General features: G+C 71.5%; 19 protein-coding genes. 1 reads left to right on the forward strand and 18 read right to left on the reverse strand.

Annotation, left to right across the window (positions count from 1 at the left end; translation table 11 throughout):
- Positions 1 to 25 precede the first annotated feature (25 nt).
- The 17 genes from QUG92_RS09675 to QUG92_RS09755 form a co-directional block, all read right to left on the reverse strand.
- Entirely contained in the window at positions 26 to 5860 is a 5835-nt protein-coding gene (locus tag QUG92_RS09675) for an Ig-like domain-containing protein (protein WP_289458856.1), read from the reverse strand.
- Positions 5857 to 7266 carry a serine/threonine-protein kinase gene (locus QUG92_RS09680; protein ID WP_289458858.1) on the reverse strand — a complete coding sequence of 470 codons (1410 nt, stop codon included), beginning with the start codon at positions 7264 to 7266 and terminating at the stop codon, positions 5857 to 5859. The genes QUG92_RS09675 and QUG92_RS09680 overlap by 4 nt, the downstream gene beginning before the upstream one ends.
- Positions 7267 to 7419: 153 nt before the next feature.
- The gene (locus QUG92_RS09685; RefSeq protein ID WP_289458860.1) at positions 7420 to 8241 is read right to left on the reverse strand and encodes a PP2C family protein-serine/threonine phosphatase; all 822 of its coding nucleotides are present in this window, start codon (positions 8239 to 8241) and stop codon (positions 7420 to 7422) included.
- A 46-nt stretch (positions 8242 to 8287) separates the two neighbouring features.
- Positions 8288 to 9073, reverse strand: a complete 786-nt coding sequence (locus QUG92_RS09690; RefSeq protein ID WP_289458862.1) for an FHA domain-containing protein — start codon at positions 9071 to 9073, stop codon at positions 8288 to 8290.
- Positions 9074 to 9075: 2 nt separating this feature from the next.
- On the reverse strand, positions 9076 to 9711 hold the full coding sequence (locus tag QUG92_RS09695) for a DUF4192 family protein (RefSeq protein WP_289458863.1): 636 nt from the start codon (positions 9709 to 9711) through the stop codon (positions 9076 to 9078).
- Positions 9712 to 9800: 89 nt separating this feature from the next.
- Complete coding sequence (locus QUG92_RS09700; protein ID WP_353062965.1) at positions 9801 to 10571, reverse strand: YaaA family protein; 771 nt, start codon at positions 10569 to 10571, stop codon at positions 9801 to 9803.
- A complete protein-coding gene (locus QUG92_RS09705) occupies positions 10568 to 10831 on the reverse strand; it encodes a F0F1 ATP synthase subunit epsilon (protein WP_069710760.1) in 264 nt (87 codons plus the stop codon). Before QUG92_RS09705 ends, QUG92_RS09700 begins: the two co-directional genes overlap by 4 nt.
- Before the next feature lies 1 nt (position 10832).
- Positions 10833 to 12287, reverse strand: coding sequence for a F0F1 ATP synthase subunit beta (gene atpD, locus QUG92_RS09710; RefSeq protein ID WP_182046843.1), 1455 nt, complete (start codon positions 12285 to 12287; stop codon positions 10833 to 10835).
- Between the two features lie 46 nt (positions 12288 to 12333).
- The gene (locus QUG92_RS09715) at positions 12334 to 13236 is read right to left on the reverse strand and encodes a F0F1 ATP synthase subunit gamma (protein ID WP_069710758.1); all 903 of its coding nucleotides are present in this window, start codon (positions 13234 to 13236) and stop codon (positions 12334 to 12336) included.
- On the reverse strand, positions 13237 to 14865 hold the full coding sequence (gene atpA / locus QUG92_RS09720; protein ID WP_066654625.1) for a F0F1 ATP synthase subunit alpha: 1629 nt from the start codon (positions 14863 to 14865) through the stop codon (positions 13237 to 13239).
- A gap of 109 nt (positions 14866 to 14974) precedes the next feature.
- Complete coding sequence (locus QUG92_RS09725) at positions 14975 to 15769, reverse strand: F0F1 ATP synthase subunit delta (protein WP_182046844.1); 795 nt, start codon at positions 15767 to 15769, stop codon at positions 14975 to 14977.
- Between the two features lie 2 nt (positions 15770 to 15771).
- Positions 15772 to 16326, reverse strand: a complete 555-nt coding sequence (locus QUG92_RS09730; RefSeq protein ID WP_066654628.1) for a F0F1 ATP synthase subunit B — start codon at positions 16324 to 16326, stop codon at positions 15772 to 15774.
- A 9-nt stretch (positions 16327 to 16335) separates the two neighbouring features.
- The gene (gene atpE / locus QUG92_RS09735) at positions 16336 to 16572 is read right to left on the reverse strand and encodes an ATP synthase F0 subunit C (RefSeq protein ID WP_027465781.1); all 237 of its coding nucleotides are present in this window, start codon (positions 16570 to 16572) and stop codon (positions 16336 to 16338) included.
- 62 nt (positions 16573 to 16634) lie between these two features.
- Positions 16635 to 17420, reverse strand: coding sequence for a F0F1 ATP synthase subunit A (gene atpB / locus QUG92_RS09740; protein WP_069710756.1), 786 nt, complete (start codon positions 17418 to 17420; stop codon positions 16635 to 16637).
- A gap of 179 nt (positions 17421 to 17599) precedes the next feature.
- Positions 17600 to 18103, reverse strand: a complete 504-nt coding sequence (locus tag QUG92_RS09745) for a Cg1360 family ATP-synthase-associated protein (RefSeq protein WP_083263595.1) — start codon at positions 18101 to 18103, stop codon at positions 17600 to 17602.
- A complete protein-coding gene (locus tag QUG92_RS09750; protein WP_069710755.1) occupies positions 18100 to 19326 on the reverse strand; it encodes an MraY family glycosyltransferase in 1227 nt (408 codons plus the stop codon). The genes QUG92_RS09745 and QUG92_RS09750 overlap by 4 nt, the downstream gene beginning before the upstream one ends.
- Positions 19323 to 19997 (reverse strand): L-threonylcarbamoyladenylate synthase, encoded by a 675-nt coding sequence (locus QUG92_RS09755; RefSeq protein WP_069710754.1) that lies wholly within the window; start codon positions 19995 to 19997, stop codon positions 19323 to 19325. Before QUG92_RS09755 ends, QUG92_RS09750 begins: the two co-directional genes overlap by 4 nt.
- Positions 19998 to 20034: 37 nt before the next feature.
- Between QUG92_RS09755 and QUG92_RS09760 the strand changes: the two genes are divergently transcribed.
- Positions 20035 to 20682: an HAD family hydrolase gene (locus QUG92_RS09760; protein ID WP_182046845.1), complete on the forward strand. Its 648-nt coding sequence runs from the start codon at positions 20035 to 20037 to the stop codon at positions 20680 to 20682.
- A 42-nt stretch (positions 20683 to 20724) separates the two neighbouring features.
- Here QUG92_RS09760 and prmC read toward each other — a convergent pair whose 3' ends face one another.
- Complete coding sequence (gene prmC, locus QUG92_RS09765; protein WP_434533045.1) at positions 20725 to 21600, reverse strand: peptide chain release factor N(5)-glutamine methyltransferase; 876 nt, start codon at positions 21598 to 21600, stop codon at positions 20725 to 20727.
- Positions 21601 to 21606 lie beyond the last annotated feature (6 nt).

The raw sequence follows: 21606 nt of genomic DNA on the forward strand, positions 1-21606 counted from the left end.
GTGGGGCTGCGGGTCCGGCGGCCGGCTAACCGGCGGGCGGGTCGGACGGGCTCGGGTCCGGGGCCGGGTCGGACGGGGCGGACTGGCCCGTGACGTCGCGGACGGCGCCGACCGGGTCCTGGGAACCCCTGACGGTGGCCTTGACCCGGATGGAGGTGTAGCCGTCGGGCACGGCGTCGGTGGTCGCCCACGGAGCACCGGTGTCCGGATTCGTGTCGGAGCAGACCTGGAGGAGGATCGTCCGGCAGTAGGACACCTGGTAGCCGTCCGGTGCGATCCGTCCGTTGTTGTCCGGAGCGTTGATCACGGGCGCCTGTCCCACGACGGCGCTGGCGATGCTCGCACGGGTCGTGTAGGCCGTGGCGCGGACCGCCTCGCCGGACGCGCAGTAGGCACCATCGGTGGCGCAGGAGGTGAAGACGACCGACGTCTCGAGACCGTAGCCACTGCCGGCGCCGATCGACGCGGAGCCGGAGAACCGCACGGGGGTCCCGCCGTTCACCGAGTAGTACAGGAACGGTGACGTCGCGGTCGCGGTCGCACGGAGACCCCAGGTCGGCGCGGTGGCCCCGTCCTGGACCGTGTCGACACTCCCGCTGGGCGCTGTCGGGGTCTGGTAGCCCTGGACGCTCGCGGGCTGCGACGGCGTGCAGAACAGGCCGTTGTCGGCCAGCGCGACGTACCGGTACTGGCTGGTGATGCGGTCGCTCGCCGACGCGCCGGTGAACACCTGCTCTGCGCCCGCCGTCGAGCAGCCGGAGGGGACGGGCGTCGAGCTCGCGTACTTCACGATCCGCCAACCCGCGCTCCCGCCGGCCCAGTCGGACTCCGACGCGCGCAGCGTCACGGCGGTCGCCGACCCGTCCGGCTGCCCGGTGGCGCTCAACTGCGGCGTCGCCGGAGCACCGACGGCGGACCCCGTCGCCGATGCCTCGTTCCACTGCACGGGGCTGCCGTCACGATCGGCCGCGTTCCGGGCCGAGACCCGGACCGTGTACTCGGCACCGCTCTGCGCACCGGTGAACGAGACGCTGGTCGCCGTACCGGCGTTCCGCGTGGTCGAGAGGCCGGGGCCCTGCACGGAGACGACGTAGTTCGACACCGCGGAGCCGCCGCTCGGCGCTCCGACCGCGTTCCAGGACACGTCGAGCTGGTTCGGCGTCGTGCTGCTCGGTTCGACCCGCAGGCCCTTCGGCGGGGCCGGCACGAAGTCGGCGCTGATCGACGCGGAGGTCGCGGACGGTACCGAGTCCCCCACGGCGTTCTGCGCGACGACCGAGAACCGGTACGACGCCGCGGGGTCGAGGCCGGTCACCGTGCACACCGTCGAGGTACCGCAGTCCTTCGCCACACCGCCCGTGCCCTGGAGCCGGTAGCCCGTGATCGGCGAGTTGTTCGACTGCGGGGTCGCCCAGGTCAGGGTCGCCTGGCCGCCCTGGAACGTGCCCGTCCGGGTCGGCGCTCCCGGCGCGTCCGGGACGTCCTGCACCGAGATCGTCACGTCGCCCCAGACGTACCGGGCGGCGTCGTCCGTCGCGTCGGCGACCTGGTACTGCAGGTGGGCGTCGACGGGTGCGGCGGAGTCGGACACGGACACCTGCAGGCGCGACCGGTCGGCGCTCGGCGACACGCTCACCCCGGCGGGCAGGCCGCCGGAGAGACCACGGATCGCCACGACGCGGAGCCGCTCGTCGGGGAACGGGTTCGTCGGCTGGTCGTTGGTCAGGACGTCGATCGTGGACGACTTCCCGCGCTCGACGACCGCGCGGTCCGCACCGGGCTGCACCAGCGGGCGGGTCGAGCCGACGATCCCCACCTGCACGACACCGGCGCGTCCCGCGTTGGCGTCGTCCGCGACGCCGATGCCGATCGACGCGGTGGTGTCCTTCGACGCGGTGTCGGCGACGCTGATCCGGAGCTGCTGGCCCTGGATCGTCGCGGTGGTGCCCGCACCGGGTCGGCTGACGACGGAGTAGCGGAGCTCGCCGAGGTCGTCCGGGTACGGGTAGTCCGTCAGCTTGGCGAGGTCGATCGTGCGGGAGTCCCCGGGCTGCATGTCGATGTTCGAGCCCGAGAACGACGGCGGCTGGTTGGTGCGCGGGGTCACCTTGATGGGCAGCACGAGCGTCGCCACGCGACCCTTGCCTCCGTTGGCACCCGAGCCGTCGGTGACCTCGAACGAGATGGACGCGTTGCCGTAGTAGAGCTTCGACGACGTGAACTGCAGCGTCGACCGGTCGACCACCAGGTCCTTGCCGTCGGCGTGGGTCGCCTTGACCGTGCCACGGTCGGTGAGCTGGGCGGTCCGGCCGTTCGCGGTGACGACGTACCGGTCGAGCGGGATCCGGACCGTGGCCTCGCTCCGGACCGTCACCGGACCCGCGCTGCGGTCGACCTGCGGCAGTGCGTCGTCGAACCCGGGGACGTGGATGAAGCCGTACGACACGACGTCCGGGTGGTCCGACCGCGCGACCGAGAACGGGATGACCTGCGATGCGTCGGTGAGCTGCACGGTGATGCGTCGGTCGCTCGTCACCCGGGCGGTGTCGCCGTACCCGTCGACGACGCCGACGACGAGCCGCGAGGTCGAGCCCTCGGCGAAGAAGACGTTGCGGAGCACGTCGACGGTGACGCTCTGGCGGCGCAGGATGTCCTGCAGGTCGAGGGTCGTGTCCTCGACCTCCGGACGGAGCGGCGGGGCGTCGCGGTCGACGGTCACGGTGAGGAACGCCGTGCTCGACCCACCGCTCGGGTTCGTCACCGTGTAGAGCACGGCGAAGTCGCCCTCGGTCGCTGACTTCGGCGGTGTCACGCGGACCTGGGTGCCCTGCAGCACCCGCGCGGTCACCCCGGCGGCGGTCGGCTCGGCGGTCGTCACCGTCAGCTGCCCGCCCTGCGGGTCCGAGTCGTTCTGGAGCACCCGCACGGTCACCGTGCCGCCGGGTCGGATCGTCACGTGGTCGGCCTGCGCGACCGGGTCCGACGCCTGCTCCGCGCGCGGACTGATGCCGACCCGGACGGTCCCGGTCGCACGTGCCCCGAGGGCGTCGACGACCGTGTAGGTGAACTCGTCCGTCCCCGCGGAGTAGTCCCCCGCCTCGTAGGTGAGCGCGTCGGACGTGACGTCACTCACGGACCCCTTGTCCGGGTTGTCGGCCACGCCCACCAGCTGCACCGAGTCGCCGTCGGGGTCGATGCCGTTCAGCGGCACGGTGACCCGCACCGACTGGCCGGCGACCACGCGGGCCGTGACGGTCTCCGGCACGGGCGGGTTGTTGGTCGCGGCGTCGCGCTCGCGGACCGAGATCGAGACGGTCGCGTCGGCGTACTGCCCGTCCGGTCCGGAGACGCGGTAGACGGCCGTGTGGTTGCCCGGCGTGTCCGGCGCGAGGTACCGCAGCCGGTCGCCGGCGACGAAGAGCAGGCCACCGTCGCCCGGCACGTTCTGCACGAGCTCGGGCTGCAGCGTCAGGGGCTCGCCCTCGGGCTGTGAGTCGTTCGCGAGGACGTCGATCTCCGCGACGTCCCCGACCCGGACGGTCGCGGAGTCCGCCTGCGCGACGGGCGGTTGGATGCGGTCCGGCCGCGGGATCTCGACGACCGTGATCGTGCCCGTCGCGGTGGCCAGCCCGTTGGACTCGGTGTACCGGAACGAGACCGGTCCGTCGAGGGGCGCGGTGAGCGTGACCCGGACGACGTGCTGGTCGAGGATGCTCGCCTGGACACCGGCGTCCCGGGGCAGCCCGTCGAGTGCGGTCACCATGAGCACCCCGCCCGCCGGGTCCGTGTCGGTCGCGGTGACGTCGGTGTCCTTGGTCGACAGCGTGTTCACGAAGACCGTCTTGGGGGTCGTGATCGGCGGCGTCGACGCGTCGGGCGGTGCGAGCACGGTCACGCGCGCGATGCCGCTCGCGGTCTTCGTGCCGTCGGTGACGGTGTACTCGAGCTGGTGGTCACCGGGTCCCGCGCCCTCGACGCGGAAGGTCCCGGCGTCGTACGACGGGGTGACGGTCAGCCCGGACGACGACGACACGCTCGTGAGCGTCACGGTCCCGTTCCCGCCGCGGACGTGCTCGAGCGGGTCGACGGTGAACGCCTTGCCCGCGTAGCCCTGCACGGCGAACGGGTCCGCGAGCAGCGGGACGTTCCCCGCCTTCGCGACACGGACCGTGACCGACCCGCGTCCGCGGTCACGCCCGTCGCTCACGACGACCTGCACGGTCCGGTCGCCGGTCTTCCCGCTCGCGTTGCGGTAGTCGAGCATGCCGTCGGGCGTCGTGGAGACCTGGTCCCCCTCCGCCGACGCGGACTCGAGGTACACCGGGTCGCCGTCGGGGTCGACCCAGTCCGAGAGCACGTCGGTGACCACGTGTCCGTTCTGGACGACGTCGGCCGAGGTGCTGCGGACCTGTCGAGGCGGTTCGTTCTCGGAGTCCGGCCGGACCGTCACCCGGACCGTGGCACTGTCCGAGCCGCCGTTGCCGTCCGTGATCGTGTACGGGAACGAGACCGTGCCCTTCGCGTCGGCCGCGAGGGTGATCTGCAGCCGCTGGCCGTCGCCGACGATCGCCACGCTGCCGACCGCGTCGTCGACGCTGCCGACCTCGCTGATCACGAGCGGGTCGCCGTTGGGGTCGTGGTCGTTCAGCAGCACGGGCAGGCTCGTGGTCCGGCCGGGACGCGCCCCGAGGTCGTCGTCGACCGCGACGGGCGGCTTCTGGTCCTTGTCGACCTGCGGGTCGTCGTCCGACACCCGCTCCTGCTGCTGCTGGTCGTCCTGCTCGACCAGGTCCGACCAGTTGTCGATCAGCTGGCCGCTGCGGTCGATCGCCCAGGACCGGCCGCTGCGGGGGTCGTTCGCCACGACGGTGCGTCCGTTGTGCACGATCTGCAGGTCGTCCGCGCCGGCGGTCTGCGCGAGCCGCTGCAGTCCGGTGCCCTGGCACGAGTCGGTCGCCTGCCCACCGGCCCAGGCGGCGTAGGTGCAGGAGCCGACGACCGCGGGCCGTGCCGGGCGTCCGGAGACCCCGAGCGCGGTCCGGTCGACGGTACCGGACGCCGAGACGCGCACCATCCCGGCGGACCCCGCGACCACGACGTCCGTCGACGAGTCCGAGGAGTGCTGGAGGGCCGGGGCACCACCGATCGCGTCACCGAGGTCGACGACGTCCCCGTCGACGGCGAGCTGACCCGAGGTGCGGTCGAGGACGGCGACGTGGTCGCCGAAGGAGGCGACCTGGAACTCGTGGGCGCGGTCGAAGCGGACGTCCCACCGGCGGTCGACCGTCAGGTCCGCGCCGACGTCGACGAGCGCCGCACGGCCCGTCCGCGGTGAGTAGACGGCGACGTGTCGGTCGGACGCGTCGAACACGGCGTCCGCGCCGAGGGTCAGGTCCGCCCGGGTCGAGGCGTCGAAGTCGGCGAGGTCGGCAGCCGGCGTCGCCCAGAGCTCACCGGTGTCCCCGTTGCCCACCACGGCGGTGTCCCCGGCGAGGAAGACCTGCGGTGAACCGGCCGGCAGCGTGACGGCGTCGCCGACCGTGGCCGCCGCGACGTCGACCCGCGACACGGTCCCCTTGGTGCCGTCGACGCTGTAGACGTCGGCGCCGCGCTGCAGGACGGACAGGTCGTCGCTCGGCGACTCCACCGCGGTGTTGAGCTCGAGCACCGCGGTGTTGGCCCGACCCACGGCGCCGTACTGCGCCGACGGCACCCACACGGTGCCGTCCCCGAGGTCGACGCGCTGCGTGTGGTAGCCGGTCGACACGACGGCCGCGGTCGCGACGACGGCACCGACGAGCACGGAGGCCCCGACGGACACGGCGGCCGAGCGGTGCTTCGCCAGGAACGCGCGGATCACCCGGCGCCGCCGATCGTGCCGCACTGCTCGGCGCTCGCTGCGCCGGTCTTGCCGTCGCGGTTCACCGCGACCGTGATGCACTCCTCGGCACCGGACTCGCCGGAGACGACGAAGGTCGTGCCGGTCTGCTGGCTCGACACCCCGTCCGAGGAGATCACGTACGTGTCGCCCGAGCGGAGTCCCGGGTCCTGCCAGCTGAAGGACACCGAGTCCGCCGTCGCCGCGGCGCGGACGTCCGTCACGGCGGGGATCGAACCGGTGCCGATCCGCGTGACGAGGAGCACGGTGACCACCGCGAGGGCAGCGACCACGACGACACCGGCGGAGCCGGCCCACAGCAGCGTCGACCGGCTGCGTCGGCGGACCCGTGTCGCGGACCCGGTGCGGTGCACGGTCCCCACGCTCTGCACGCCGACGTCCGACCCGCCCTGCAGGGACCGCCGGTTCCGTCGACGAGCACCGACACGCGACGGCGCCTGCAGCTCCCGCACGACGGTGCGGTCACCGTCGGTCGACGGCGTCGTGACGGCCCACGCCTCGACCGCGACGTCTGCGGCGGTCTGCGGGATCCCGAGCTCGGCCTCGACCTGCTGCAGACCGCGGACGAACTCGATCACGGTCGCCGGACGCAACGACACCTTGCGCGACATCGCCGTCGCCAGCAGGCGCTCGAGCGACGGCGGGACGTCCGCCCGCCCGGTCGGGCGCACGCCGCCGCGCTCGATGCGGTCCATGAGGTCGGCGGCACCGTTCTTGCCGCCACGGACCTCGAAGGGGCTGCGGCCCGCGAGGAGGGAGTAGACGGTCGCGGCGAGCGAGTAGACCTCGGACTGGATCGTGCCGCGGGACTCGTCGCCGAGGACCTCGGGCGCCGACCACGGGATCGACATGCCGACCGGTTCGTCGGGGTCGGCGCTGCCGATGGTCGCCGCGATGCCGAAGTCGGAGAGCACGGGGTTGCCGTAGGCGGTCCGCAGGATGTTCGACGGCTTCACGTCGCGGTGCAGGACGCCCTCGCGGTGCGCCGTCTCGAGGGCCGCCCCGATCCGGATGCCGATCGCGAGGACCTCGGACACGGGTACCGGCTCACGGCGGTAGCGCTCGCTGAGCGACGAGGAGCACAGCTCCATCACGAGGTAGGGGCGTCCGTCTGCGGCGATGCTGGCCTGGAAGACGGTGAGGATCGAGGGGTGCGTGCTCAGCCGCGCCATGAGGTTCGCCTCGGCCTGGAACATCTGTCGCACCCGGTCGTCCACGACCTCGTCGAGCAGGACCTTGACCGCGACCTGGCGTCGGGGCATGTCCTGCTCGTACAGGAAGACGTCGGCGAACCCACCGGAGCCGAGGACGTGCACCGGGGTGAAGCCGGCGATGACGGGCGGGTCGGACGGCAGGCGTCGTGCCATGGGTGTCCTTCCCTTCCCCGGCCCGTGGTCGGCCGTGTCGATCGTCGCGGCCAGGCCATTCTACGAAGCGAGTCCGACGCCCCGGGGCGGCCCTGACGCCCTGTGGAGGGCGACCATCCCCCACTTCAGGGGGCACGGACGGCGCGCCGGCCCTCAGTGACGGGGCAGGGTGTCCTCGACGTCGCTGTCCTCGGGAGCCGCGTCGACCTGCACGACGACCACGGTCACGTTGTCGCGCCCACCGGCGACGACGGCGTCGCCGACGAGCCGCTCGGCCAGTGCCTGTGCTCCCGGCACCCGGGCGGCGATCCGTGCGATCCCCGCGTCTCCGAGCTCCTTGGTGAGTCCGTCGGAGCAGATCAGGTACCGGTCGCCGGCACGCAGTGGCAGCGTCCACCAGTCCGGCTCCGGCGGCTCGCCGAAGCCCACCGCCCGCGTGATGACGTTGCTGTCCGGGTGCTGCTCGGCGTCCTCGGCGCGCAGGAGCCCGGCGTCCACCATCTCCTGCACGACCGAGTGGTCCACGGTCACCCGGCGGAGGACACCGCCCTCGATGCGGTAGGTCCGCGAGTCGCCGACGTTGAAGACGAGCGCGGCGGGCTGCCCCTGGGCGGCGACGAGGGCCACGCCCGTCACGGTGGTCCCCGCACCGAGCGCGTTGCCACCGGCGGCACGTTCGATGTCGGCGGTGGCGAGCAGCAGGGCCCGCTGGATCGCCTGCCGCGAGGTGAACGCGCCCTCGACGACCTGGTCGAGCCGCCGGACCACCGCGTCGCTCGCACGGTCGCCGGCGAGGTGCCCGCCCATGCCGTCGGCGACGACGAAGAACGGCGCCCCGACCAGGTAGCTGTCCTCGTTGTGGTCGCGTCGCCGCCCGACGTCCGTCGCGGCGCCCCACGACAGCGTGAGGGTGGCGCCCGCGGCACCGGGGACGTCGATGGCGTGCTCGGTGGCTGCTCGGCCGAGTTCGGTCACGGTGTGTGGGTCGCTCTCTGGTGGGGACGGGCCGGTTGCTCGGTCTTCACGGGACCGACGGGAACGGTGGGAGGCCGTCGTCGGGTCCGACCCGGAGGTGCGGCGACAGGACCTCGATGACGTTGCCGTCACCGATCTCGACGAGCGTACCGGTCAGGACGACGATCGAGGCACCCGACGCCATCCGGAACGGCGCGGACCCCGGCGGGCGCACCACGGTGCCGTTCGTGGACCGGAGGTCGTCGACCACGGCGGCCTCCCCGGCCGCGTGCACGAGCAGGTGCGAGGACGAGACCTGGGTGGTCGGCGACGGCACCGTCACCAGCTCGGGTCCGGCTCCGTGCACCACGCGGGGCGCGGCGGGACGCCGGCCCACCACGACCGGGCGGTCGAGGCGCACGACACGAACGCCGACCCGGATCGACGGCACGCGCGGGGGCGCGACGGGGCCGGACGGGAGGCGCGTGGGGACCCCGACGGACGGGTCGGCGTCCGGTGAGTGCACCGGCTCGAGCCGCGCCTCCGGGCCCGGGACGCGGTCGCCACTCCGGGGTGCCGACGCATGGCCGTCGCGACGCGGACGGACGACCGTGTCGTCGGGCGACGGCACGGCGGGCGGGCGGACCCCGACCGCAGGACGGATCACGGTGTCACCGAGCGGGTCGTCGTCCACCGCGCGGGCCTCGTCGACCGCGCCGGCCTCGACGTCGGTCCGGCGCGGCCGCAGCACCGTGTCCGCCACCGCGGCGGCCGCCCGGTCGTCGCCCTCCTGCGGGGCGTGCGCGCGCAGCACCGTGTCGTCGTCGTCCCCGCGTGCCGGCTCACCCACCATGGTCAGTCCACCGTAGACGATCCCGTCCGCCCCGTGGCGCTCCCCCACCACGCCGGCTCGTGTCCGGACCGCACGGCGCGGAGCACCAGCCAGGCGAAGGGGTCGTCCGGTCGGGTGTCGAGCGCGTGCCGCGCGCGGACCTCGGCGCGGGCGGAGGACCCGACCGCCCAGGCGCACCACGCTCCGAGCGCGAGCGCGCCCGCTGCACCGATCCCCACGTCGCCTCCGACGGCGCCGTCCGCACGCCACGTCCGCCAGGCCGAGGCACAGCGCGCACCCGCCACCCGCAGGCGCGCACGATCGGGCACCGGGCCACCACCCCCGAGCGCCGGTGGTGTCGGATCGCGGAACGGATCGAAGGGGACGACCGTGCGCGGGTCCGGGTCGTCGCACGCCGCGAGGAACCCGACCAGGGCGAACCGCGTGGCGAGGGCGCCGCACGCCGTCGTCACCACGACCGCACGCCGACGGTCGAGCTCCTGGTCGAGCTCGTGGTCGACCAGCCCGTCCCGACCAGCCGGTCCGCCCGTGGCGGGCGCGACCAGCGAGGCGCAGGCCGCGCGGAGGGTCACCGCCGCCGCGATCTCGCGGGGCCAGCGCACGTGGGTGGAGGAGTGTCCGTCTCTCGTCGAGGTCATGCACGAGATCGTGACGGAGGACGGGCCTCCCGGCTGGCTGCGCTCGTCCACCTGTGGAAGGGGACCACGCCCGCCGGTCCTGTGCAGGATCAGGCCCGCACGGGCTCCAGGCTCTCGGCGACGAGGTCCCAGCCGTTCACGGTGCGTTCCAGCACCACGTCGTGGGCGCGCGCCCAGGCGACGAGCGCGTCGACGTCGTCGACGTCCTCCGCGGTGCGGCCGAGCAGCGCCACCAGGCGCCCCTTGGCGGTCTTGTTCCAGTGGTTGAGCGCCTTCCGACGCCCACCGGCGTCGACGCTCACGACGCGCAGGGCCAGCGCCCCGGCCACGGGTCCGAGGGCTCGGTACCCCTCCGACCGCAGGTCGAGGACCAGGCCGTCGCCCCGGGTGCCGAGCGCACGCGTCGATGCCTCCGGCCAGTGCTTCGCGAGGCGCAGGGCGCCGAGCCGGGAGTCGTGGGACAACCGGTACGCGGGGATCGCGTCGCCGGCACCGATCGGGCCGAACATCGCCGACTGCACGACGACGTGGTCCGACCACCACCCCCGCGTCCGATCGTCCGCGGCGGACGCGTCCAGCGGGTCGTACAGCACCCCCGTGTACCGCTCGATCGCCGGCATCGTCGGCGCGGTGTCGAGCTCGAGGTTCCGGAGGCGCTCCTCGACCGACCGCGGACCGAGCTTCAGGGCCGTCCGCGCGGTGGACTCCTCGGAACTGACGGAGCGGGCCGCGGTGATCACCGCGGCCCGCTCGTCGGACAGTTCCGGGAAGGACAGCGCACCCAGGTCGAGGGCGCGTGCCGGGTCCCCGCCCTCCCGCTTCGTCTCGGACGGCGGGAGGAGGACGGTCAGTCCGGTCAGGACGCCAGCGCGGCCTGGCGCGCGACGATCGTGACCGTGTCGTGCTCGACCGACAGGAAGCCGTCCTCGGCGTCCGCCGTCACCGTCGAGCCGTCGGCCCGGGTGATGCGGACCTGGCCCTGCGCGAGGGTGGCGAGCAGCGGCTCGTGCCCCGCGAGGATGCCGATCTGGCCCTCCGTCGTACGTGCGACGACCATGGTGGCGTCGCCCGACCAGACCTCCCGGTCGGCCGAGACGACGCTCACGGTGAGTGCCGCCATGTCAGCGGTTCTCCTTCTGGATCTGCGACCACTTCTCTTCGACGTCGTTGATGCCACCGACGTTGAAGAAGGCCTGCGTCGCCACGTGGTCGAACTCGCCGTCGGCGATCGCGCGGAAGGACTCGATCGTGTCCTTGAGCGGGACCGTCGAACCCTCGACACCCGTGAACTTCTTCGCCATGTACGTGTTCTGCGAGAGGAACTGCTGGATGCGACGTGCGCGCTCCACCGTGATCTTGTCCTCTTCGGAGAGCTCGTCGACACCGAGGATCGCGATGATCTCCTGCAGTTCCTTGTTCTTCTGCAGGATCTGCTTGACGCGCGTCGCGGTCTCGTAGTGGTCGGCGCCCAGGTACCGGGGGTCCATGATCCGCGACGTGGAGGTCAGCGGGTCGATGGCCGGGTACAGACCCTGCGACGCGATCTCACGCGAGAGCTCGGTCGTGGCGTCGAGGTGCGCGAACGTGGTCGCCGGAGCCGGGTCGGTGTAGTCGTCGGCCGGCACGTAGATCGCCTGCAGCGAGGTGATCGAGTGACCACGCGTGGAGGTGATGCGCTCCTGGAGCACACCCATCTCGTCGGCGAGGTTCGGCTGGTAGCCCACCGCGGACGGCATGCGACCGAGCAGCGTGGAGACCTCGGAACCGGCCTGCGTGAAGCGGAAGATGTTGTCGATGAAGAGGAGCACGTCCTGCTTCTGGACGTCGCGGAAGTACTCCGCCATCGTCAGCGCCGACAGGGCCACGCGGAGACGCGTTCCCGGCGGCTCGTCCATCTGGCCGAACACGAGGGCCGTCTTGTCGAAGACCCCCGCCTCCTCCATCTCGCCGATGAGGTCGTTGCCCTCACGGGTGCGCTCACCGACACCGGCGAACACCGAGACACCGCCGTGGTCCTGCGCGACGCGCTGGATCATCTCCTGGATGAGGACGGTCTTGCCGACGCCCGCACCACCGAAGAGGCCGATCTTGCCACCCTGCACGTACGGGGTGAGGAGGTCGATCGACTTGATGCCGGTCTCGAACATGGTGGTCTTCGACTCGAGCTGGTCGAAGGCCGGCGCCTTGCGGTGGATCGGCCAACGCTCGGTGATCTCGAGCTTCTCGTCGGTGTTGAGCACGTTGCCCAGCACGTCGAAGACCTTGCCCTTGGTGACGTCGCCGACGGGGACCGAGATCGGGGCGCCCGAGTCACGGACCTCCTGACCACGGACCAGGCCGTCGGTCGGCTTCAGCGAGATGGCGCGGATCAGGTCGTCGCCGAGGTGCTGCGCGACCTCGAGGCCGATCTCCTGCGACGAGTCACCGATGGTGATCGTCGTGTACAGGAGGTTGTACATCTCCGGGATCGCGTCGTGCGGGAACTCGATGTCGACGACGGGACCCGTGACACGGGCGATCCGGCCGACACCGGGCGCCGACGACGTCTCGACCGCGGTGGTGGCGGTGTCGGTCATGGCTGGTGCCTTCCTGAGGGGTTCTGTCCGCGAGCTTCGCGGACCACTACTTCTTCTTCGACGAGAGGGCGTCGGCGCCGCCGACGATCTCGGAGATCTGCTGGGTGATCTCGGCCTGACGCGCGTTGTTCGCGAGACGGGTGAACTCGCTGATGAGCGAGTCGGCGTTGTCACTGGCGGACTTCATGGCCTTCTGCCGGGCGGCGTGCTCGGAAGCGGCCGACTGCAGCATGGCGTTGAAGATGCGGCTCTCGATGTAGACCGGGAGCAGCGCGTCGAGGACGGCGTCGGCATCGGGCTCGAACTCGTAGAGCGGCAGGGGCTCGCCGTTCGACGGCTCCTCCACACCCTCGACGACCTCGAGCGGGAGCAGGCGCACGACCTGCGGCTCCTGGGTCGCCAGGCTGATGAACCGGTTGAAGACGATGTGGATCTCGTCCACGCCGCCCTCCGCCGTGTCCTGGAGGAACTTCGACACGACCGCGTCGCCGATCTCCTTCGCCGTCGAGAACTCGGGCTGGTCCGTCCCGCCGATCCACTGCCGCTCGGAGGGACGCTCGCGGAACGCGAAGTACCCGACCGACTTGCGACCGACGAGGTAGAACACGACGTCCTTGCCCTCGCTGCGGAGCAGGGAGGCGAGCTCCTCGCCCTGCTTGAGGACGTTCGAGCTGAACGCGCCGTTCAGGCCGCGGTCCGAGGTGAACAGCACCACGGCTGCACGGGTCGACGACTCGGGCTCGGTGGTCAGCACGTGGTCGACGTTCGAGAACGTCGCCACGGCCGACACGGCACGCGTCACGGCCCGCGAGTACGGACCGGACGCGGCCATGCGCGCCTGTGCCTTCTGGATCCGCGACGCCGAGATCAGCTCCATCGCGCGGGTGACCTTCTTCGTGGTCTTCGCCGACTTGATGCGCTGGCGGTAGACCCGGACCTGTGCCGCCATCTAGCGACGACCCTTGACGATCTGCTCCTGGTCGACGTCCTCGGCCTGGGCCGCGTCGAACGACTCCGAGCCGAGCGTCTTGCCGTCGCTCGTCTGGAAGCCCTTCGTGAAGGCGTCGATCTCACGGTCCATCGCGGCGACGGTCTCGTCGCTGAGCTGGTTCGTCTCACGGAGGGTGGTCAGGACGTCGGAGTTGCGACGCAGGTGCTCGAGCAGCTCGGCCTCGAAGCGGAGCACGTCGGGGACGGGCACCTCGTCGAGCTTGCCGTTCGTGCCGGCCCAGATCGAGACGACCTGCTCCTCGACCGGGTACGGCGAGTACTGCGGCTGCTTGAGGAGCTCGGTCAGGCGGGCACCACGGTCCAGCTGACGACGCGACGCCTGGTCGAGGTCGGACGCGAACATCGCGAACGCCTCGAGCGAGCGGTACTGCGCCAGCTCGAGCTTGAGCGTGCCGGAGACCTTCTTGATCGACTTGACCTGAGCGTCACCACCGACGCGCGACACCGAGATGCCCACGTCGACGGCCGGACGCTGGTTCGCGTTGAACAGGTCCGACTGCAGGAAGATCTGGCCGTCAGTGATCGAGATCACGTTGGTCGGGATGTACGCCGACACGTCGTTCGCCTTGGTCTCGATGATGGGCAGACCCGTCATCGACCCGGCGCCGAGGTCGTCGGACAGCTTCGCGCAACGCTCCAGCAGACGGGAGTGCAGGTAGAAGACGTCGCCCGGGTACGCCTCGCGGCCCGGCGGACGACGCAGGAGGAGCGACACCGCACGGTAGGCCTCGGCCTGCTTCGACAGGTCGTCGAAGATGATGAGGACGTGCTTGCCGCCGTACATCCAGTGCTGGCCGATGGCCGAACCGGTGTAGGGGGCGAGGTACTTGAAGCCGGCCGGGTCGGAGGCCGGGGCGGCGACGATGGTGGTGTACTCCATCGCACCGGCGTCCTCGAGCGCGCCCTTGACGGAGGCGATCGTGGAGCCCTTCTGGCCGATGGCGACGTAGATGCAGCGGACCTGCTTGTCCTCGTCGCCCGACTCCCAGTTGGCCTTCTGGTTGATGATCGTGTCGATCGCGATGGCCGTCTTGCCGGTCTGGCGGTCGCCGATGATCAGCTGACGCTGACCGCGGCCGACGGGGATCATCGCGTCGATGGCCTTGATCCCGGTCTGCAGCGGCTCGTGGACCGACTTGCGGGACATGACGCCCGGGGCCTGGAGCTCGAGGGCACGACGGCCCTCGGCCTGGATCTCGCCGAGACCGTCGATCGGGTTGCCGAGCGGGTCGACCACGCGACCGAGGAAGCCGTCGCCGACCGGGGCCGAGAGGACCTCGCCGGTGCGGGTGACCTCCTGGCCCTCCTCGATGCCGCCGAACTCGCCGAGCACGATGGCGCCGATCTCGTCCTCGTCGAGGTTCTGCGCGAGACCGAGGGTCCCGTCCTCGAAGCGGATGAGCTCGTTCGCCATGACGCCGGGCAGGCCCTCGACGTGCGCGATGCCGTCGCCCGCGTCGGTGACGTGCCCGACCTCGGCCGTGGAGGCCTTCGTCGGCTCGTAGTTCGAGACGAAGTCCTTCAGGGCATCACGGATCTCATCGGGGCTGATGGTGATGTCTGCCATGGGATTTTCCTTGTAGGTTTCCGGGGCCCTGCGGCTCCGAGAGGGTGATGCTGCCCGGTGAGGGACAGTTCCCGTTGTGGACTTGGAGGGGTCGGCTTCGACGGTACGCTCAGCCGGCCAGCTGGAGCCGGAGCTCCGACAGGCGCGTGGACACCGTGCCGTCGATGACGTCGCCACCGACCTGCACGCGCATCCCGCCGACGACCGCGGGGTCGACGACCTGGTTGACGCTGACGTCCTTGCCGTACCGCTCGCTGATGCCGCGGGCGACGCGAGCCGCCTGACCGTCCGAGAGCGGGGCCGCGGTGGTCACCGTGGCGACGAGCTTGCCGGCCTGGTCGGCCACGATGCGCGAGGCGTCGCGGACGATCTCACCGATGCGGCGGCCGCGGGGCTGCTGCACGAGGTGCTCCAGGATCGCGGTGGTCTGCGCCGAGACCTTCGAGCCGACGAGCCGCTGCACGAGCGCACCCTTCTCCGACGGGCTGCCGAGCTTGGTGCCCAGCGCCAGTTCGAGGGCCGCGTCCGAGCGGACGGCGGTCTCGAAGGAGAACAGCTCGGCCTCGATCGACGTCTCCGACGACGCGGTGCCGGCGACGGCGCGGATGCCCGCGTCCTCGACACCCGCGAGCAGGTCCGACGGCGAGGACCAGCGTGAGCCGGCCACCGCGGTCAGCACCGCACGCGTCGCCTCGGACTGGCCGGCGAAGACGCGGTCGATGACGACCTTCTTGCCGACGACGTCCGCGGTCGGGTCCGCCAGCAGGCCGAGCAGCTGGGAGGAACCGGCGATCGCACGCCCGGCGGAGAGGATCTCGGTGCCCGTGGCGAGGTCGACCGACCCGCCGAGGTCAGCGAGGACCGCCCGCGTGGACGAGAGTGCGGACCGCGTGGCGCTCCGCATGCTCAGCGCTCCCCGGCCGGCTGGCCCTGGGACGCCTCGAGGTCGGCGATGAAGCGGTCGACGACCGCAGCCGACTTCGCGTCGTCCCGGAGGGACTCGCCGATCACACCGGAGGCGAGGTCGAGGGCGAGGGTGCCCACCTCGCTCCGCAGCGACTGGAGCGCGCTCTGCCGCTCGGCCTCGATCTGCGCCTGGGCGTTGGCGGTGATGCGTGCTGCATCGGCCTGCGCCTGCTCGCGGACCTCGTTGCCGATCGCGGTCGCGTCGGCACGGGCCTGCTCACGGATGCGCGAGGCCTCGGCACGCGCGTCGGCGAGCTGCTTGTTGTACTCGTCGAGTGCAGCGGCGGCCTGCTCCTGAGCGGCCTCCGCCTTCTTGATGCCACCCTCGATGGCCTCGGTGCGCTCATCGAGCATCTTCGTGATGCGCGGCGTCACGACGCGCCACATCACGAGGAAGATGATGACGAAGGCCACCGCGGACCACACGATGTCGTACACCGGTGGGATCAGCGGATTGTGGGTCTCCTCCGCCGCGATGATGAGTGCAGTCTGCATCGAGAAGCCTTAGTTGGTGAAGATGAAGTACGTCGCGATACCGATGAAGGCCAGGGCCTCCGTGAAGGCGATACCGATGTACATGAGGGTCGTCAGACGGCCCTGGAGCTCGGGCTGGCGAGCGACGGACTCGATCGTCTTGCCGACGACGATGCCGACGCCGATGGCCGGGCCGATCGCAGCGAGGCCGTAGCCAACCGTCGCGATGTTGCCGTTGATCTCCGCGAGAACGGTCGTTGCGTCCACGTGTTTTCCTTTCGAGTGCGGCCCGACGGATGTCGTGCCGTATGGGGGTCAGAAGGGGTCGGTCAGTGCTCGTCGGCCAGCGCGAGCTGGATGTACACCGCGGTCAGGAGCATGAAGACGTACGCCTGGAGCAGTGCGACGAGGATCTCGAAGAAGCTGAACGCGATGCCGAACGCCAGGGTCCCGATGCCGAACAGCTTGAAGAGGCTGTCGGCGTCGAAGAAGAAGAACCAGGTGGCGGAGAAGAACAGCACCAGCAGGAGGTGGCCGACGACCATGTTCATGAGGAGTCGCAGCGTCAGCGTCACCGGACGGAGCACGAAGGTCGAGACCAGCTCGATCGGCGTCACGATGATGTAGAGGTACCACGGCACACCGGGCGGGAAGAGCGCGTTCCGGAGGAACGTACCCGGGTGCTTGCGGAGGCCCGCGTAGATGAACGCGACGTAGGCGACGACCGCGAGGATCAACGGCATGGCGATGCGGCTCGTGCCGGCGATGTTCATGAACGGGATCAGACCCGTCAGGTTCATGAACAGCACGCCGAAGAAGATCGTCGCCAGGAGCGGCAGGAAGCGCTTGCCGTCCTTCTCGCCCAGGTTGTCGAAGGTGTTGCGACGGACGACGTCGAACGCGTACTCGATGAAGGCCTGTCCGCGGTTCGGGACCAGCTTCAGCGCGCGCGTCCCGACGAACGCGAAGACGAGCAGCACGGCCACCGCGAACAGGCGGATGAGGACGATGCGGTCCATCTCGATCGGGGTCCCGGCGAAGAAGATCGGGTCCGGGAAGAACTCGTTGATCGACGGACCATGGAATTCGGCGGCCTTGCTGCTCCCCGCCGCCACGGCGTTACCCGCGGCGGTGAGGGACAGGGGAAGAGCGTGGGATAGCAGCGCTGTCTCCTGTGTCGGCGCGCGCAGACGTTGCACGCGATGGTGGACGTTGTGGAGGCTCGTCCGCCCCGAGCAAGGCTCCGGACGCGGACGACCAGAAGCCTATCAGGTGCGAGAGCCTTCTCGGGCTCTCAGGCCCGGGGGGTGTCGTTCCCAGCGGCGCCGGAGCCGCTCGGCGCGGACGGGTCCGGGTCGCCGGGCAGGCTGACCCCGATCGGGATGCGGGCCTTCGCCACCGCGACGACGTCGATCACGAGCGACCCGACGACACCGGCGATGATGACGACCGCGAGCACCGGGAAGTCGACCCACGTGCGGTCGCGCAGGGCGATGAGCACCACGAGGAAGAGCACGAACTTCAGCAGCCAGGTGCCCATCACGATGCCGAAGAAGGCGCCCGAGATCATCTGGCCCTTCGACACCCGGAGGGCCACGAGCACGGACACCGCGGTCAGGCCGAGGAACACCACGCTGAGGACGGCGCCGAGCAGGCCGCCGGCGAGGCCGGGCGTGCCCGCGAGGACGAGCCCGACGACTCCCCCGACGACCGCCAGCGCGACGGCCAGGACGGCCGCCCAGACGAGGATCCGGCGGAACACGGGCCGCACGTGGTCGAGGGCGTTCGGTGCGGTCACGAGGGGTCTCCAGGGATCGTACGGTCGTTGGCGGCGCGGTCGAGGGGGTCGAGGCTGGCGTCGACCACGGTGTTCGAGCGGGTGGCCGCCTGCGCGGCGAACTCGGCGCGCTTGCGGCCCAGCGGGGCGAAGGTCGCGACGGCACAGACGGTGAACCCGACGGCGACGACCGTCACGACCCAGTACCACTCGACGAAGAGGAACAGCAGGCAGCCGACCGCGACGGTGGCGGTCCAGGCGTAGAAGACGAGCACCGCGTGGAAGTGCGAGTGCCCCATGTCGAGCAACCGGTGGTGCAGGTGCTTCCGGTCCGCGGAGAACGGCGACTTGCCGGCGCTGAGGCGCCGGGTGACGGCGAGGCCGAAGTCGAGGATCGGCACGATGAGGATCGCGAACGGCAGCAGGATCGGGATGAACGCCGGCAGGAGCGCCTGGCGGCTCTGGATCACGGCCGGGTCGATGTTGCCCGTGACCGACACCGCGCTCGTAGCCATGAGGAAGCCGACGAGCAGCGCGCCCGCGTCGCCCATGAAGAGCTTCGCCGGGTGCCAGTTCAGGACGAGGAAGCCGCAGCAGGCCCCGACGAGCACCGCCGTCAGGAGCGAGGGCAGGTTGAAGAAGAACTCGGTCTGCACGACCACGCGGTTGATGAAGAACGTGTAGAGGAAGAACACCCCGCCCGCGATGATCGCGACGCCGGCGACCAGGCCGTCGAGGCCGTCGATGAAGTTCACCGCGTTCATCACGAGCACCACCGCGAGCACGGTGAAGATCAGGCTCATGTACGACGACCCGACGCCCAGCGTGTTGCCGATCGGGAGCGAGACGATCGCCACGCCCTGCCAGGCGAGGATGCCCGCGGCGATGATCTGCCCGGCGAGCTTGGTCATCCAGTCGAGGTCCCAGATGTCGTCCGCGACCCCCAGGACGACGATGATCGTTGCCCCGGCGAGCACGGCCAGCACCCGCCCCGGTTCGGAGAACACCAGGCGGAAGTAGTCGGTGCCGGCGATCGAGGGGAAGAGGAACCAGGCCGCGAGCAACGAGACGATCACGCCGAGGTACATCGCGATCCCGCCGAGCCGCGGCGTCGGGGTCCGGTGCACGTCGCGCTCACGGACCTTCGGGTACCAGCCGTACCGCAGGCCGAGCTTCCACACCGCCCAGCTGCACACGAAGCTCACGACGGCCGCGATGGCCCCCGCGAGCAGGTAGTACTTCACGTGACGAGGTCGGCTCCGACGACCCGGACGACGTCCTCGTCGGCGATCACCCCGTGCCGGACGATGCGGAGCTTCCCGCCCGTCGACAGCCCGGTGGCGTCGACGATCGTGGAACCGGTGGACGCCGCGTGGCCGTCGTGCAGTCGGAGCGGGCCGCCGTCGAGGTAGACGGACACGCTGTCGCCGAGCATGGCCTCCGCCTGGTCGACGTCCATCGCCGCGGGGTCGCCCGTCGAGTTGGCGGACGACACCGCGAGCGGGCCGACCTCCTGCAGGAGTTCGAGCGCGATCCGCGAGTCGGGCATCCGGAGCGCCACGGTGCCCCGGGTCTCCCCCAGGTCCCAGTCGAGCGACGGCTGGGCGCGCAGGATCACGGTCAGCCCGCCCGGCCAGAACTCGTCGACGAGGTCGCGGACCTGCTGCGGGATGTCCGTCGCCAGCGCCTCGAGCGTCGGCGGGCCCGGGATGAGCACGGGCGGCGGCGACTGCCGCGTGCGGCCCTTCGCGTCGAGCAGCCGCTGGACGGCGCTCGCGCTGAAGGCGTCCGCGGCGACGCCGTAGACGGTGTCGGTGGGGACGACGACGAGCTCGCCCCGTCCGAGTGCGGCACGAGCGAGCCGCATCCCGGTCAGGAGCCCGTCGGGGTCGGTGCAGTCGTATCGGGAGGCCATGACTCGACGATGATAGTGCGCCACAATGGGTGGCATCGTGAACGAGACGCCCGCGCCCCGACTCCTGTTCCTCTTCGACATGGACGACGTGCTCGTCCGCTACGACTGGCGGGTGCGGATGACCGCCCTCGCCGAGTACACCGGGCACTCGTTCGAGGAGATCCGGCGTCGGTGGTGGGACCGCGGCGACGAGGCGCGTGCGGAGGCGGGCCACTTCCCCGACGGCGACGCCTACCTCGCGGCCTTCACCGAGGCGATGGGGTGCGCGGTGCCGGAGGCCGACTGGGCCCGCATCCGCGGCGCCGCGATGACGGAGCTGCCCGAGCGGATCGAAGCGGTGCGCATCGCCGCCGACCACGGTCGGGTCGGTCTGCTCACGAACAACGGACCGCTCGCCGGCCGGTGGATCGGTCGCTGGGCCCCGTCGCTGCCCCCGCTCTTCGGCGAGCACCTCGACACCACGAGCAACTTCGGTGCGCGCAAGCCCGAGCCCGCGGTGTTCGAGCGGGCGCTCGCGCACCACGGCGTGCCGGCCGAGCGTGCGTTCTTCGCCGACGACATGCCCGTCAACGTCGAGGCGGCCAGGAGCGTCGGCATCCACGCGGTCCTCGTCGAGGAGCACACCGACCTGCGCCGGGCGGTGCGTGCCTTCGTCACGGCCCAGGAGCGCGTCACCACCGCCTGAGCGGCACGGGCAGGCCGGACGGGAGGCCCGTCGAGCGTCCGCCTAGCGGGTCGCGGTGGTCGTGCGGTCGCGTCCCGTCAGGTCGACGTGCGTCTCCGGGGACCGGAACCCCCGGCGCGCCAGCACCGCGCGCACGCCGGCACCCTGCTGCTCTGCGTGCTCGATCACGAGCAGGCCGCCCGGCACGAGCAGCCGCCGGGCCGTCTCGGTGAGGGCCCGCACGGCGTCGAGGCCGTCCGCTCCCCCGTACAGCGCGAGCGCCGGGTCGTGGTCGCGGACCTCCGGGTCCACGGGCACCATGTCGTCCGGCACGTACGGCGGGTTCGACACGACGACCGACACCGTGCCGTCGAGCTCGGGCAGCGCGTCCGCGAGGTCGCCCTCGACGAGTCGAACGGTCCCACCGTGGGCGTCCACGTTGCGCCGCGTCCACGGCAGTGCCTCGGGCGACCGCTCGACCGCGTACACCACGGCGTTCGGCACCTCGGTGTCCATCGCGATCGCGATCGCCCCGCTGCCGGAGCCGAGGTCGACGGCCACGGGCGACGGCACCGCGGTCGCGCGGAGCGCGTCGATGCCGAACTGCACGACGCCCTCGGTCTCGGGCCGGGGCACGAAGACGCCCGGTCCGACCGCCAGGGTCAGCGCGCGGAAGTACGCCTGCCCCGTGATGTGCTGGAGCGGTTCACGGGTGACGCGTCGGGCGACCGCGTGGCGGAAGCGCTCGACGTGCTCCGGGGCGATCGCTCCCCCGGTCATCGCCCGGGCCTGCACCGCGCCCCGGGAGGTGTCCGTCGCCCACGCGAGCAGCAGCTCGGCGTCCACTCGTGGGGTCGGGACGCCGGACGCGACGAGCGCCGCGGTCGCCTGTTCGAGCAGGCGATCCGCGGCGGCCGGGACGGGCGTGTCGGACGTGATGCGTGC

The organism is Curtobacterium citri (assembly GCF_030362955.1).
In the GTDB taxonomy this organism is placed as follows: domain Bacteria; phylum Actinomycetota; class Actinomycetes; order Actinomycetales; family Microbacteriaceae; genus Curtobacterium; species Curtobacterium citri.

Excerpts from the sequence above, each read along its gene's own strand:
- QUG92_RS09680 (WP_289458858.1), bottom strand. The coding sequence starts at position 7,266 with ATGGCACGACGCCTGCCGTCCGACCCGCCCGTCATCGCCGGCTTCACC.
- QUG92_RS09690 (WP_289458862.1), bottom strand. The coding sequence starts at position 9,073 with ATGGTGGGTGAGCCGGCACGCGGGGACGACGACGACACGGTGCTGCGC.
- QUG92_RS09695 (WP_289458863.1), bottom strand. The coding sequence starts at position 9,711 with ATGACCTCGACGAGAGACGGACACTCCTCCACCCACGTGCGCTGGCCC.
- QUG92_RS09705 (WP_069710760.1), bottom strand. The coding sequence starts at position 10,831 with ATGGCGGCACTCACCGTGAGCGTCGTCTCGGCCGACCGGGAGGTCTGG.
- atpD (WP_182046843.1), bottom strand. The coding sequence starts at position 12,287 with ATGACCGACACCGCCACCACCGCGGTCGAGACGTCGTCGGCGCCCGGT.
- QUG92_RS09715 (WP_069710758.1), bottom strand. The coding sequence starts at position 13,236 with ATGGCGGCACAGGTCCGGGTCTACCGCCAGCGCATCAAGTCGGCGAAG.
- atpA (WP_066654625.1), bottom strand. The coding sequence starts at position 14,865 with ATGGCAGACATCACCATCAGCCCCGATGAGATCCGTGATGCCCTGAAG.
- QUG92_RS09725 (WP_182046844.1), bottom strand. The coding sequence starts at position 15,769 with ATGCGGAGCGCCACGCGGTCCGCACTCTCGTCCACGCGGGCGGTCCTC.
- QUG92_RS09730 (WP_066654628.1), bottom strand. The coding sequence starts at position 16,326 with ATGCAGACTGCACTCATCATCGCGGCGGAGGAGACCCACAATCCGCTG.
- QUG92_RS09755 (WP_069710754.1), bottom strand. The coding sequence starts at position 19,997 with ATGGCCTCCCGATACGACTGCACCGACCCCGACGGGCTCCTGACCGGG.